The following is a 13933-nucleotide window of genomic DNA, read 5'->3' as shown; positions in this document are numbered from 1 at the left end:
TTGTCTAAATATGTAAATGATGAATGATGTTTTTAAAGCATTAAATGATGCAACCCGAAGAGAAATTTTAGAGCTTTTGAAAGAAAGGGATTTATCAGCAGGAGAAATTGCTGATGCGTTCAATATTTCAAAACCTAGTATTTCGCATCATTTGGATATTTTAAAACGTGCCGATTTGATTACATCCGAAAAAAACGGGCAGTACATCTATTATTCCATAAATACCACCATCATGGAAGATGTTTTGCAATGGATACTAACTTTTAAAAAATAAAAAATGAATTTAGAATTAAAAAAAGAGCTTCCAATTATTGGAATTGTTCTGATTCCGTTTGCGTATTTAGCATTTATTTGGAACAGTCTTCCAGAAAGAGTTCCGGTTCATTGGAATATTAATGGAGAAATTGATAGGTGGGGAAGCAAGACTTTTTTGATTGTAATAGTTTTTATCCTTCCTGCACTAATGTATTTTGTAATGTTTGCCGCAGCAAAATTAGATCCTAAAAAAAGGATTTCTTTAATGGGAAAAAAGTTTTATAACCTGAAGTTTTTTATGGTTTCGTTTATGTCTTTACTGGCTGTATTTCTTCTGTACGTTTCAAAAAACCAATCGGCTTCAAATCCAAATTTGATGTATATTCTGGTGGGAATCCTGTTAATGGGAATGGGAAATTATTTTAAAGTTATTCAGCCGAATTATTTTATCGGAATCAGAACACCTTGGACACTCGAAAGTCAGGAAGTTTGGAAAGCAACGCACGCATTTGCAGGGAAACTTTGGTTTTTTGGAGGTATGATCATCATACTTGGTGGAATCATTTTTTCGGGTTTTATTTTCGCAAAAGCTTTTGTTGGCATCGGAGTTACTTTAGCTCTTGTGCCGGTTGCATACTCTTTCTTCAAATTTAAACAATTGGAGAAAAAGCAAGAAAATCATAATTCTTAATTAGTAATAACACCTTATTTATTTCAACAAAAATGATAAAAACAATACTTGTTATAATTACAGCTTTAATTTCTTTTATAATGAATGGACAAGAAATTACGGGACAATGGAATGGACTTTTGAAAGTGCCAGGAACTCAATTGAGACTTGTGTTTCATGTCAACAAAACGGAAACAGGATATAGTGCAACGATGGATAGTCCAGATCAAAAAGTTACAGGAATTCCTATGGAAAAAGCTGTTTTTGAAAATTCTGTTTTAAAATTAGAAATGTCGAAAGCTCAAATTTCTTATGAAGGAACGTTGAATAAAGACAATATTATTGTTGGAAAATTTACACAACGAGGACAATCGACCGAACTTAATTTATCTAAAGATATTATTCAGAAACAAGTTTTCGCGAGACCTCAAGAACCCCAAAAACCATATCCGTATTATACTGAAGATGTAAAATTCGAAAATAAAATAGATAACGTAGTTTTAGCAGGAACTTTATCGCTTCCTAAAAAAGAAGGCAATTTTCCAGCTGTAATTTTGATTTCTGGAAGTGGCGGACAAAATAGAGATGGGGAAATGCTAGGACACAAACCATTTCTACTTTTAGCTGATTTTTTGACCAAAAATGGTTTTGCAGTATTACGTTTTGATGACCGTGGTGTTGCGCAATCTACAGGAGATATTTCAAAATGCACAACTGCCGATTTTGCAAAAGATGTTCAGGCCGGGGTTGATTATTTACAAGCCAGAAAAGAAATTAATAAAAATAAAATTGGACTAATTGGTCATAGCGAAGGCGCAGTAATTGCTCCAATTGTTGCTGGAAATTCAAAAGCAATTGACTTTATTGTTTTGCTTGCAGGGCCTGGACTTCGAGGTGAGAAATTATTGCTTATGCAAAAAGAAGCAGTTGAAAGAGCAAGCGGAGTTTCAGAAAGTGAAATTCAAAAAGGACAGGAAGCTTTTAAGGGTGCTTATGATATGATTCTTGCCTCTTCAGTAAATGATGAAAATTTGAAAAAAAATATTATGGCTTATTTTACGTCAAAATATAATGAGGATTTTGCAAAAGCAGTAACACCACAAATTACAAATAACTGGATGTATTATTTTTTAAAAATGGATCCGGCAGTAAATTTAGCAAAAGTAAAATGTCCTGTTTTAGCACTTAATGGTGGCAAAGATTTACAAGTTCCTGCAACTGTTGACTTAGAAGCTATTAAAAAAACATTGCTAAAAGCAGGAAATAAAAATGTAACAACAAAAGAACTCGCTAATTTAAATCATATGTTTCAAGAATGTAAAACAGGTTCTCCTGAAGAATATGAAAAAATTGAACAGACGTTTTCGCCTTTGGCTTTAGAAGAAATTTCAAGCTGGATGGTATTGCAGACGAAATAGATGAATTTTCGATTTATGAATTAAAGTCCGTATTGATTTAAGATTTTCTATTTAAATCAATGCGGACTTTTTAATTCATTTTTATCTCTTCAAAGCAAAATGCCCTCTAAATTCCTTGCCGTTTGATCGGGTAACGATAAACCAATAATCTGCTCCAGGTTGCTCCTGTCCAAGATAATTACCATCCCAAGAGGTGTTTTTATTTAGTTCTTTAATAAACTTTCCATAACGATCAAATATTCTGATTGCTGTATTTGGAGCTAGGTAAGCAAAATCAATTGTCCAGTAATCATTGTATCCGTCGCCATTTGGAGTAAAGAATTTTGGAAAAGAAAGTTCGTCAACAAAGTTGATACAATTAGAATCCGTTGCTTCTAGAATATGAATGTTAACTGGAACTCTTGCGCTTTCACAATTACCAATTGTTTCTGAAACATAATAGGTAATTCTGCTTTCCAGTAAAGTTGATGTAGGTAAAACGGAATTAGAAGAAGAAGTGTCAAACCATTTTATATTTTGTCCCGAAACCGGAATGTCGCTTATTTTAGCTTTTTGCTGTATACAGAAAGTTTGATGTGAACTTACAATTGGGGCTTGTAAATCCTCAATTTTCACCGAAACAGTTAATCTTTTGCTCTCACAATTGTTTAGCGTTTGAGTAGCGTAATAGACTTTGCTTTGCAATAAAGTAGTCTCAGGTAAAATAGTTTGACCTGTTGCCGAATCGTACCATTTTATATTTGTTCCTGAAATAGTTAGATTAGCAATTGTTGCTTTTTCGTCGATACAAAATTGCTGGTTGCTATTTCCAGTTGGAATAGCAGTATCATAGACCCGAATTAAAATGGCTATTCGGTCACCTTCACATCCAATAGTCTGCGAAGCATAATAGGTTTTATTATCTTCCAAAACAGTATTGTTAGGTAAAGTTGATGCAGAGAAGTTGGTATCGTACCATTTAATATTCTGTCCTGAAATCTGAATATTGCTTAATGTTGCATTTTCATTTTTACAGAATGTCTGATTTGCATTTGCTGTTGGAACAGATGGCGTATTCAAAATTGAAATTGTAACTCCAAATTTAGAACCTTCGCAACTGTTTATAGTTTGTGATGCATAATACGTTTTGCCATTTACCAGATTTGTTGTTTCTGCTAATAATGTACCATTTGTTAAAGTATCATACCATTTTATTGCTGTTCCAGTAACTTCAATATTAGCAATTGTTGGATTCTGGCCAGTGCAAAACTGTTGAGTTGCATTTCCTGTTGGCGCCAAAGTATTTTGAATTGTAATTGTTACAGGAGTTCTTTCACTTTCGCATCCATTAATTGTTTGTGAAGCGTAATATGTTATGTCATTTTGAAGTAAGGTAGCATTTGGCAAAAGATTTCCAGCGGTTTGAGCATCGTACCATTTGATGTTTTGTCCCGTAACTTGAATGGTATTCAATGTTGCATTTTGTTGAATACAGAACTTTTGTGGTGAAGTAATAGTTAGACGAAGAACTTCTTTTACATTTATTAGAACTGGATATCGGTTGCTTTCGCATCCGTTTATAGTTTGCGTGATGAAATAGGTAGTTTGATCTTGCAGTAACGTAGTTGTTGATAATAGATCTCCTTCAGTGATTTTATTATACCATTTGATGTTTTGTCCAGATACTATAATGTCAGCTATTTTTGGATTGTCGATTTTGCAGAAATTAAGATTTGAAACTGCAGGTGTTGCAGGTGATGCGGTAATATGAACCTTTACTGCTAATCTTTGAATACTTTCTGGGCAATCGCCAGTCTTTTGTGAAGCATAATAAATTTTGCCGTCTATTAAACTAGTTGTTTTGGTCAATTCCGCTGTTGATGTTTCCGATTCATACCATTTTATAGAACTAGAATTAGGAGCCAGATTGTTGATAGTAGCGTTTTTATTGGAACAAAAATATTGATCGGCTTGACCATCTGGTTTCTCAGAATTACATAATCCCAGTTTTAAAATAAAACCATCATATGTAATAATATTTTGATTGTGAAGAGAATTAAATGATTCAACATTAGAAGAAGGATTTAAGTCGCAATCCCAAGCAAAATTACCTACAAAATATTGCGACTTTTTAGTAATTACAAGGTCATTAAACCTTAAATAATAGCAACTGTTATTAGTTGGCGGCGTTACTGTTTTTTCTTCACCTAATTTAAAAGCACTTTCAAAATTTCTATTTGAATCAAATTTCATCAAAAGGCCCTCATTGTAATAATCATTTTGAGTTTTTAAGATGTAACTGCTTGCAGATGGATCTGCATCTAAAGTGCCAAGAAAAGATCCTGCAAAAAAAACATTATTGTCGCTATCATTTTTAATGCTATTTATAAAAATATTCTGGTCATATTCTTTTACATCTTTATAGTTGCCGTTTTTGTCTAACCATAAGAAATATTTACGAGAAGTAACAGGAACTACATTCGACGAAGGATCAACATCAATATTATTAACATAATAACTTGCAATACCACTAATGATAATATTTCCTTCTAAATCACTAGAAAAGTTTTCGGCACCTTGATTTGCAAGCTCTTTTTTCCATATAATTGAGCCATCAGTACTTTTTAGATTGTAAATTTCACAATTGGGAGCTGCATTATTATAAACAAGTTGAATACTTTGATCCTTTGCAACTAAGGCTTTTAAAAAACCAACGTGCGAGTATGTTTTTTTCCATTGTAAATCTCCATTAGAAGCGATCTTTAAAAGATATTGGCCAAAATTTGAACTATTTAGATCAAAGTCTGGATTAGAAGGATGCAACCTTACATTGCCTCGATATATTCCTGAAATATAGATATTGTTTTGATTGTCTAAATCAAATGAAGACGCATATAAACGGCCCGCGGCCCAATTGTCTGAATTCTTAAGTTTTATTCGAGATAGTTCATTTCCATCAGGAGAAAATTTTACGATGGTAACAGTAGGTTCAACAACACCGTCTTTTGTCATTTCGTTCAATACAAAAAGAACGTATATAGTATTATCTGTTCCAATTTTAACATCAACTGCTTGATCTTCATCTGATTTATAAATACCAAATGTTTTTCCCCACAAAAAATTCCCATCCTTATCTAATTTTGATAAGTAGACTTCTCCAAAATTAAAATGATTAGAAGCCGTGTTATCAATTAGTTTTTCTCCATTTGGTGTTGGATCTAAATCAAAAACTAAAGAAGCAGTAAATCCAATTACATAACTATTTTCATCTTTATCAACTTCTATTTTTGTTGATGAATCACTTTCTGTATTTCCAAATTGTCTAGCCCATTGAAAATCTTGCGCATTGGAACTATTAAAAAAGAATAAAGAAAAAAACAGAAAAATAAAAAGTAATTTTTGTTTCATTGATACGATTTGGATTGTCGCAAATGTAATTAATTATCTACAAAATATAACCAAAAAATCAAAACCGCATCTCGCAAAATCTTTCTCTAAAAAGTCGCTAAATATCTCGTATTTTTGCAAAAAATAATTCCCTTTGAAAACAAAACTGTTTGTAATTACGCCGCCTTTTACACAACTGAATACTCCGTATCCGGCAACGGCGTATATAAAAGGTTTTCTGAATACCAAAAATATCGAATCGGTTCAAGCTGATTTAGGTATTGATGTGATTTTGGAATTGTTTTCGAAGAAAGGACTTCAGGATTTGTTTCAGGTTTCAAGTTTGAAGTTTGAAGTTTTAGGTTCTGATGTTTCAGATAATTCTAAGCGTATTTTTGCGTTGCAGGATGAATACATTAAAACAATTGATCCTGTAATTCAGTTTTTACAAGGGAAAAATCCAACTTTGGCTTTACAAATTTGTCAAGAAGATTTTCTGCCAGAAGCTTCCCGTTTTGCGCAATTAGAAGAACTCGATTGGGCTTTTGGAACAATGGGAACGCAGGATAAAGCAAAACATTTGGCAACGTTGTATCTTGAAGATATTTCGGATTTTATTGTAGAATGTGTTGATGAAAATTTTGGCTTCAGCCGATATGCTGAACGTTTAGGAAGAAGTGCCAATTCTTTTGATGAATTGTACGAAACGCTTCAGCAGAAACCAACTTATATTGATTCGATTTTAATTTTGCTTTTAAAAGCTAAAATCGAAGCCGTAAAACCTACTTTGTTTTTAATTTCAGTTCCATTTCCTGGAAATTTATATAGCGCGTTTCGATGCGCACAATGGGTCAAACAAAATCATCCCCATATTAAGATTTCAATGGGGGGCGGTTTTCCAAATACGGAATTGCGTTCGCTCTCTGATAAACGCGTTTTTGAGTTTTTCGATTTTATTACTTTGGATGATGGAGAAGTTCCGATAGAAGAACTTGTTGAAAATTTGTCATCCCGAGCGGAGTCGCGGGACGAGAAGCGTTATAAAAGAACTTTTTTATTAGAAAATGGAGAAGTTGTTTATAAAAACAATTCCCTAAAACACGATTATAAACAAGCTTACGTAGGAACTCCAGATTATTCAGATTTGCCTTTGGATAAATATATTTCGGTAATCGAAATCGTAAATCCAATGCACAGAATGTGGAGCGACGGACGCTGGAATAAACTCACGATGGCGCATGGCTGTTATTGGGGAAAATGCACTTTTTGCGATATTTCTTTAGATTACATAAAAGTTTATGAACCTGTAGCAGCAAGTTTGCTCTGCGATCGAATGGAAGAATTGATTGCGCAAACAGGACAAAACGGATTTCATTTTGTTGATGAAGCCGCACCGCCCGCTTTAATGCGCGCTGTGGCACTCGAAATTTTAAAACGAAAACTGGCCGTAACGTGGTGGACGAATATTCGTTTTGAGAAAAGCTTTTCTAAAGATTTGTGTCTGCTTTTGAAAGCTTCTGGTTGTATTGCCGTTTCCGGAGGTTTAGAAGTCGCATCAGACCGACTTTTGAAATTAATTGATAAAGGTGTTACGGTTGAACAAGTAGCAAAAGTAACCCGCAATTTTACCGAAGCCGGAATTATGGTTCATGCGTATTTAATGTACGGATATCCAACGCAGACGATTCAGGAAACGATTGACAGTCTTGAAATGGTGCGCCAATTGTTTGAAGCTGGAGTGTTGCAATCTGGATTTTGGCACCAATTTGCCTTGACGGCGCATAGTCCGGTTGGGTTGTATCCGGAAAAATTTGGCGTGACCAAAAAAACAGAAACCATCGGAACTTTTGCTAATAACGATATTGATTATACAGATTCAACAGGAATCAATCACGATAAATTCAGCTTCGGATTAAAAAAATCGCTTTTCAATTTCATGCACGGAATCTGTTTTGATTACGAATTGCAGGATTGGTTTGATTTTAAAATTCCGAAAACAAAAATTCATCCCGATTTTATTTTTAATGCTTTAGAAGAACAAAACGATTTCAACACAAAACCCAATGCAAAAGTAGTTTGGTTGGGAGGAAAACCTTCAGCCGAAATTTTTACAAAATCAAAAAAAGGAAGAAGCTGGGAAATGATGTCTTTGACTTTTCATGACAAGAAAGAAAGTTTTACCATTCAAACCAGCAAAGACGAAGGTGAATGGTTGCTTTCAATTTTGACAAATATTTCGGTTTCAGGAGCTAAGAGTTATACGTTTCAGGAAGTCAAAAATGATTTTGAAAGCCAGCCCTCTTTAGAAGATTTTGAATTGTTTTGGTATTCAAAACCTGTGAATACGTTGCGTGAGTTTGGATTGTTGGTTTTATAGATCAATACTCCACAAAAGTTCCATCAGCAGGAATAGCCGTTTTTGATAAAAGATTATTTTCTGCCAAAGCAGTTTTTAAATCCTCACGTTTAGTTGGGCAGTGATTTAAGGCCTCAAGATGATTAGCAAAAACATTCCCGGGTGCAAGTGCAGTAAATTTCAAAATATCGTTCATTCGCATTAGTAAAGGCTGACCAATATCTAATCTCGCGGTGCCACAGGCTACGGTAGCAATATCAGGCTTAAGTTCGATTAACACTTTTTGCACATCATCTGTAAAAATAGTGTCAGAGCTTATATAAACTGATTTTTCGTTTGCCAGTTCAATGTAAAAACCCATTACTTTTCCCATCAATTTTGCGACAAAACCATAACCATGAAGTGCTGGAATTCCAATAATTCTTCCGTCTAGAAAAGGCTGAGGTTCCCAGTAATTTAAAGTTTGAACAATTTTCAAACCTCGTTTTGCGAGCTCCTTTTCATCTTTAGAACTGCACACAACCGGAATGCTTTTTCTTCTTAAATAAACTTCTCCGGCTTTGTCAATATGATCAGGATGCAAGTGTGTAATCAAGCAAACGGTTACTTTGCTCAAAATTTCTCTGCTGTTTTTTGGCAAAGAAACCAGCGGATTTCTTTTTGGGTTATATCGAAAGATTGTAAATGGCGGAATCGTTTTTCTTTTTCCTAACATCGGATCAACTAAAATCACATGTTGCTCCGTTTCAATAACTAAAGTAGCGTTACGTAAATGATGTAATTTCATATCGGGGAAAATTAGAACTTAAAAATACAAAGATTTTTCAAAATCCTTTTACAGATTTTTCTATATTTTTATCAGAATTGTTAAGAATTGCTTACAAAAATGATCCCTACAATAAGATTAAAACTATTCGACAGAAAATCTAAAACCAATCCCGTGTAAATTTTCAATCGAAATTCCTTTTTCGCTTGTCAAAATTTTTCGAAGACGAGAAATAAAAACATCAAGGCTTCTTCCCATAAAATAATCGTCAGTTCCCCAGAGCGCGGTTAAAATCTGCTCTCTTTTTAAAACTAAATTTTTATTGTCCAGAAAAAGCTTCAACAATTCGGCTTCGCGCTGCGTAAGGCTGATTTTTTCATTTTCGTTAAAAAGAATAAAATTATTAATGTCAAATTGATATTTTCCAATTTCATAAACCGGTTTTTCTAACGGAACATTCTTTTGCGAACGCTTTAAAAAAATCTCAATTTTCAAAATCAATTCTTCAATACTAAATGGCTTTACCAAATAATCATCGGCACCAAGACGAAGTCCTTTAATTCGGTCTTCTTTTAAAGTTTTTGCCGAAAGAAAAATAATCGGAATATCGGTATTTAATTTCCTGATTTCAGTAGCTAAATCAAAACCGTCCATTTTTGGCATCATAATGTCAAAAATGCAAATATCAAATTTTTCTTTTTTAAAGGTTTGCAAACCCAGCTGTCCATCACAGCAATGAACAACTTCGTAATTATTTTGTTCCAAATTGTCTTTGGTCAAAAAAGCTAAAGTTTCATCATCTTCGGTATAAAGTATTTTGAACTGTTTCATTTTTTATAAGGAATTGACAAAGTTATAGTGATGCCTTTTTCGGAATTGTTTTCGGCTTTTATTTTCCAATTTTGAAGACTGCAAATTTCTTTTACATAATATAAACCAAGTCCAAAACCGTTTACTTCGTTGCTTTTTTCGTTTTGAGCTCGGTAAAACTTATCAAAGATAAAAGAAATGTTTTTAGGAGAAATTCCAATTCCGTTGTCAATAAATTTTAATTTCAAAACTTGATTTTCTAATGCAATTTGAATAACAATATTAGGCTTTTCATTGCAATATTTTACGGCATTGTCCAGCAGATTATAAACCAAATTATTAAAATGAAAAACATCGGTTTCTAATAGAAATTCTTTTGAAGGACTTTCAATTTTAATAATTGCATCAGGATATTTTAATTGAATATTCTCAATTGTTTCTTCAATAATTGGAACAATTAAAACGGTCTCTTTATGTAATGCTAAAGGCACATAATCTGATTTTGCAATATTCAAAATCTTCTCGATATGATTATTCAGTTTATGACTTTGATTGATTATAATATCAGTATACGTGTGCAGTTTTTTATCATCCTTAATTGGGTTTTGCTCGATTAAATATTTCGAAGCAATTAATATTGACGATAGCGGCGTTTTAAATTCATGCGTCATATTATTAATGAAATCGCGCTGCAGTTCAGAGTATTTTTTTTGCTGTAAAAGTTTGAAAATCGAATAAACATAAATCAGCAAAATCAAAATCAATGCAGTCGACAGCACAAACCAAAAGCGCATCGAACTGAATAAATAAGTTGTTTCATTTGGGAAACGAACTGCAAAATAGTAAACAAGATTTTTATGTTTAGGGAAAGTAACGGTCTTTTTTGCTTTTGTTTTCTGCGACAAAGAAATATAATTTCCATACACCATTTCATCGCTTTGGCAATTGTACATCGCATATTCGAAATCAGTCGTAATATTCATTTTTTTGAATTCCGATTTCAGATAAAATTCCAAAATATCGGGCTCAAATTCGTTGTCGATGTTTACAATATAATAATCGTTTGAAATTTTTCGAACCGGACTTTGGCACGATGGTTCGCGATCTGTGCCTTCATATAATTTTCTGGCAACTTCAAGCAAAGCAATATGCGCTTTTTGGCTCAGCTTTTTTTGCTCTAATGTAAAAGCTTCTTTTGTCCAAAGCAATTGCGCTACCAAAATGCTTATAATGGCAATTAATCCGAGGAGGATAATACTATTGAGTCTATTAATTTTCAAGGAAAAATGTCTTTTTAAAAGTGTAATATTAATGAAATTTATGCTTAAAAATAGCAGTTAACAAGTCGTTAACAAAGATTTGAAACCGGTTAACAGCGATTTGAATTTTTCTGAAATACTTTTGGAATACAAATTTAGAACTATAAACCATTTAAAATATTTAACTATGAAAATGATCAAATTATCCATGTTAGCTTTGGCATTAGGTTTAATGTCTTTCTCAGCAGTTGCTCCAGTAAAATCTTTAGTTTCTGAAACAAAAGAAACAGTTGCGGCTTCTACAATCGTTTGGAAAGCAGAAACAATTGATGTTGGTGAAATTCCACAAGGAACTCCAAAAGCGATTGTTTACGAATTTAAAAATACAGGAAAAACAGCTGTTGTAATTACAAATGTTCAAGGATCTTGTGGCTGTACAGCAACAGATTATACTAAAGAACCAATTCAGCCAGGAAAAACGGCTAAAGTTACTGCGACATATAATGCAGCAAACAAAGGTGGTTTTACAAAAACAGTAACGGTAACTACAAGTGCCGAAACTACTCCTAAAGTACTTACTTTAAAAGGTACTGTAATCTAATAGAATTTTAATAGGTTGGTTATATCACGAGTCCCAAATAGGTAGAGTATTTGGGACTTTTTTTATGCTTTTTTGACTGATGAGATGGATTGAAAATTTCATTTTAGGAAAGTTTATATTTATAAAAACTTTCCTATTTTTATTAAAAATTTTATTATGAAAATCTGGTATCAGTTTATCGCAGCCGTAAGTCTTTTTGCAGTTATTTCATGTAATTCAAAAGGGGATAAAAAAGAAGAAAATCAAATAAAAGTAAAAGCCGAAATACCGGAACTCAAACTAACAATCGACAGTTTGAAAATTACCGGTTTTTATACTTCGTACCCAAAACTTGCCAAATTTCAAGATGAGGTTCTTGCGTTATATAAAAAGAACAAATCGACTCAATTATGGCAGGACAACAAAGGTGTTGATGAATTTGCACACACTTTATTCAATAAATACAAAGGTCTTGACGAGGAAGGATTAAAAGCCAATTTCCCGTATAAAGAACTGAACGCTGTTTTTGAAAATAATTCTGAAAATAAATTATCAAAAGAAAATACGGATTTAATGATTTCAAATCTGTATTTCTACTACGCCGAAAAAGTTTACTCAGGTTTTGACGAAAAAACGACTATTTCGCTTGAATGGCTTTTGCCGAGAAAAAAACTGAATTATCGCGCCTTAACCGATTCTATTTTTAAAAAATCAACGATAAACGATGATCACAGAAGCAAAATGTTCAGCCAGTATTATAAACTGCGCGATGTTTTAAAACAATATCGTGATATTGAGAAAAAAGGTGGTTGGAAAACAATCGAAACTGGCGATGATTATAAAAACCTGAAAGTTGGTGATTCATCAAATGTTGTGGCCCAAATTAGAGAAAGACTTTTTGCTACAAAAGATATTAAAGAAGATGACAAAAGCGCGGTTTGCGATACCGTTTTAATGAATGCATTGAAAAACTACGAATTGCATCACGGATTAACGCCAAAAAATATAATCCTGCCAGAACATATTGCCGAGTTGAATGTTCCAGTTTCTGACCGAATAAAAACAATTATTGTCAACATGGAACGTTGCCGATGGATTGACCCCGAATTAGAAAAAGGGAAAAAATACATTGAAGTAAATATTCCCGAGTTTAAACTGTATTTAATTGAAGACGGAAAAATTGCTTTCATTTCGCCGGTTGTGGTTGGAAAAGCGATGACAAAAACGGTTATTTTCAGCGGTATGATGAACAATATTGTTTTTAGTCCATATTGGAATGTTCCCACAAGTATTATCAATAAAGAAATAAAACCGGGAATGGCTAAAAACAAAAATTATTTGGCTCAGAAAAATCTGGAGTGGAATAATGGTGCCGTTCGTCAACTTCCGGGGAAAAATAATTCGCTTGGTTTGGTTAAATTTTTATTTCCAAATTCGAGTAATATTTACCTGCATGATACGCCGTCAAAAAGTTTGTTTGAACGAGAAAGCAGAGCCTTCAGCCACGGTTGCGTACGTGTAGCAAAACCTCGCGATTTAGCGATTATATTATTAAAAGATGATCCGCGTTGGACTCCTGAGAAAATTGATAAAGCAATGCACGCTGGAAAAGAAAACTGGGTTAGTTTAAAAAAGAAAGTTCCAGTTTACATTGGTTATTTCACAGCTTGGGTGGACAGAAAAGGCCAAATGAATTTTTATAAAGATATTTATCAAAGAGATGAAAGCCTGATTAAATTACTGACAGAAGAATAAGAAAGTTTGCCACTAATTATACGAATTTTTATGCTCAAAGATTGAAAAATAATTTGTGAAAATTTGTGTAATTAGTGGTAAAAAAAACTATTTCGACAAAACATCAATACATTTATAAAATCGGTTTGTGTAATGTTCTGTATCAAGTGAGGTAATAGTTACACACTGTGCTTTTCCTGACGATGCATGAATGAATTTAGACTTCATACCATTGGCTTCGCAAATAATCCCGAGATGCCCTATAATCGTTTTGTCTTTATATCCGTAGAAAACTAAAATATCACCCACTTTAAATTCTTCAGGGTTTAATTTGGTTCCAATGTTTTTATATTCGCCGGAGCTTCTTGGTAAAGTAACTCCATAGTTCTTGAAAACATAACTCACAAAACCAGAGCAATCAAAACCTTTTTTCGGATTATTGCCTGCATAAACATAAGGAGTTCCCAAATACTTTTTTGCATAGGCAACAATTGAATCTCTGTCAATTTGATCCTGATTTTGTTCAAAATGGATTACGGCTTGTCTTTCTTTTTCTTTTGTGATGAAAGAAGAAAATAAAACAAACGACAGCAAAAGAATAATTGGATAGATTTTCATTTTTACTAAAGTTTAATTCATAAAAGTAGACCGTTGTTTTTGAAATTCAAAGAAAAACTCTTGATTTTGTAAGACTTTGCAATTAGAATTTGAAAGTTGCT

General features: G+C 33.1%; 11 protein-coding genes. 6 read left to right on the top strand and 5 right to left on the bottom strand.

Annotation, left to right across the window (positions count from 1 at the left end):
* Positions 1-19: 19 nt before the first annotated feature.
* From RB619_RS10140 to RB619_RS10130, 3 genes are read left to right on the top strand one after another with little or no spacing between them, the layout of a single operon-like run.
* Positions 20-274, top strand: a complete 255-nt coding sequence (locus RB619_RS10140) for an autorepressor SdpR family transcription factor (protein WP_308097203.1) — start codon at positions 20-22, stop codon at positions 272-274.
* A 3-nt stretch (positions 275-277) separates the two neighbouring features.
* Positions 278-946 carry an SdpI family protein gene (locus tag RB619_RS10135; protein WP_308096984.1) on the top strand — a complete coding sequence of 223 codons (669 nt, stop codon included), beginning with the start codon at positions 278-280 and terminating at the stop codon, positions 944-946.
* 32 nt (positions 947-978) lie between these two features.
* Positions 979-2343 (top strand): alpha/beta fold hydrolase, encoded by a 1365-nt coding sequence (locus tag RB619_RS10130; RefSeq protein ID WP_308096982.1) that lies wholly within the window; start codon positions 979-981, stop codon positions 2341-2343.
* Between the two features lie 81 nt (positions 2344-2424).
* Here the strand turns inward: RB619_RS10130 and RB619_RS10125 are convergent, their stop codons facing one another.
* A complete protein-coding gene (locus RB619_RS10125; protein ID WP_308096980.1) occupies positions 2425-5730 on the bottom strand; it encodes a T9SS type B sorting domain-containing protein in 3306 nt (1101 codons plus the stop codon).
* A gap of 133 nt (positions 5731-5863) precedes the next feature.
* Between RB619_RS10125 and RB619_RS10120 the strand changes: the two genes are divergently transcribed.
* A complete protein-coding gene (locus RB619_RS10120; protein ID WP_308096978.1) occupies positions 5864-8086 on the top strand; it encodes a B12-binding domain-containing radical SAM protein in 2223 nt (740 codons plus the stop codon).
* Between the two features lies 1 nt (position 8087).
* On the opposite strand, the gene RB619_RS10115 is transcribed toward RB619_RS10120, so the two are convergent.
* From RB619_RS10115 to RB619_RS10105, 3 genes are all read right to left on the bottom strand, one after another.
* Complete coding sequence (locus RB619_RS10115) at positions 8088-8852, bottom strand: MBL fold metallo-hydrolase (RefSeq protein ID WP_308096976.1); 765 nt, start codon at positions 8850-8852, stop codon at positions 8088-8090.
* A 123-nt stretch (positions 8853-8975) separates the two neighbouring features.
* Positions 8976-9662, bottom strand: a complete 687-nt coding sequence (locus RB619_RS10110; RefSeq protein WP_308096974.1) for a response regulator transcription factor — start codon at positions 9660-9662, stop codon at positions 8976-8978.
* Positions 9659-10921 carry a HAMP domain-containing sensor histidine kinase gene (locus RB619_RS10105; RefSeq protein WP_308096972.1) on the bottom strand — a complete coding sequence of 421 codons (1263 nt, stop codon included), beginning with the start codon at positions 10919-10921 and terminating at the stop codon, positions 9659-9661. The genes RB619_RS10110 and RB619_RS10105 overlap by 4 nt, the downstream gene beginning before the upstream one ends.
* A gap of 166 nt (positions 10922-11087) precedes the next feature.
* Here RB619_RS10105 and RB619_RS10100 point away from each other — a divergent pair, with 166 nt between their 5' ends.
* Both RB619_RS10100 and RB619_RS10095 read left to right on the top strand, forming a co-directional pair.
* The gene (locus tag RB619_RS10100; protein ID WP_308096971.1) at positions 11088-11501 is read left to right on the top strand and encodes a DUF1573 domain-containing protein; all 414 of its coding nucleotides are present in this window, start codon (positions 11088-11090) and stop codon (positions 11499-11501) included.
* A 156-nt stretch (positions 11502-11657) separates the two neighbouring features.
* The gene (locus tag RB619_RS10095) at positions 11658-13235 is read left to right on the top strand and encodes a L,D-transpeptidase family protein (protein ID WP_308096969.1); all 1578 of its coding nucleotides are present in this window, start codon (positions 11658-11660) and stop codon (positions 13233-13235) included.
* An 87-nt stretch (positions 13236-13322) separates the two neighbouring features.
* Here the strand turns inward: RB619_RS10095 and RB619_RS10090 are convergent, their stop codons facing one another.
* Positions 13323-13832, bottom strand: a complete 510-nt coding sequence (locus RB619_RS10090; RefSeq protein ID WP_308096967.1) for a C40 family peptidase — start codon at positions 13830-13832, stop codon at positions 13323-13325.
* Positions 13833-13933 lie beyond the last annotated feature (101 nt).

The organism is Flavobacterium sp. LHD-80, assembly GCF_030929605.1.
GTDB lineage: Bacteria > Bacteroidota > Bacteroidia > Flavobacteriales > Flavobacteriaceae > Flavobacterium.
The sequence above is the reverse complement of the archived record's forward strand: the minus strand, read 5'-3'. Positions and strand labels throughout refer to the sequence as shown.

Coding starts and splice junctions, on each gene's coding strand:
- RB619_RS10140 (WP_308097203.1), top strand. CDS start 20: ATGAATGATGTTTTTAAAGCATTAAATGATGCAACCCGAAGAGAAATT.
- RB619_RS10135 (WP_308096984.1), top strand. CDS start 278: ATGAATTTAGAATTAAAAAAAGAGCTTCCAATTATTGGAATTGTTCTG.
- RB619_RS10130 (WP_308096982.1), top strand. CDS start 979: ATGATAAAAACAATACTTGTTATAATTACAGCTTTAATTTCTTTTATA.
- RB619_RS10125 (WP_308096980.1), bottom strand. CDS start 5,730: ATGAAACAAAAATTACTTTTTATTTTTCTGTTTTTTTCTTTATTCTTT.
- RB619_RS10115 (WP_308096976.1), bottom strand. CDS start 8,852: ATGAAATTACATCATTTACGTAACGCTACTTTAGTTATTGAAACGGAG.
- RB619_RS10110 (WP_308096974.1), bottom strand. CDS start 9,662: ATGAAACAGTTCAAAATACTTTATACCGAAGATGATGAAACTTTAGCT.
- RB619_RS10100 (WP_308096971.1), top strand. CDS start 11,088: ATGAAAATGATCAAATTATCCATGTTAGCTTTGGCATTAGGTTTAATG.
- RB619_RS10095 (WP_308096969.1), top strand. CDS start 11,658: ATGAAAATCTGGTATCAGTTTATCGCAGCCGTAAGTCTTTTTGCAGTT.
- RB619_RS10090 (WP_308096967.1), bottom strand. CDS start 13,832: ATGAAAATCTATCCAATTATTCTTTTGCTGTCGTTTGTTTTATTTTCT.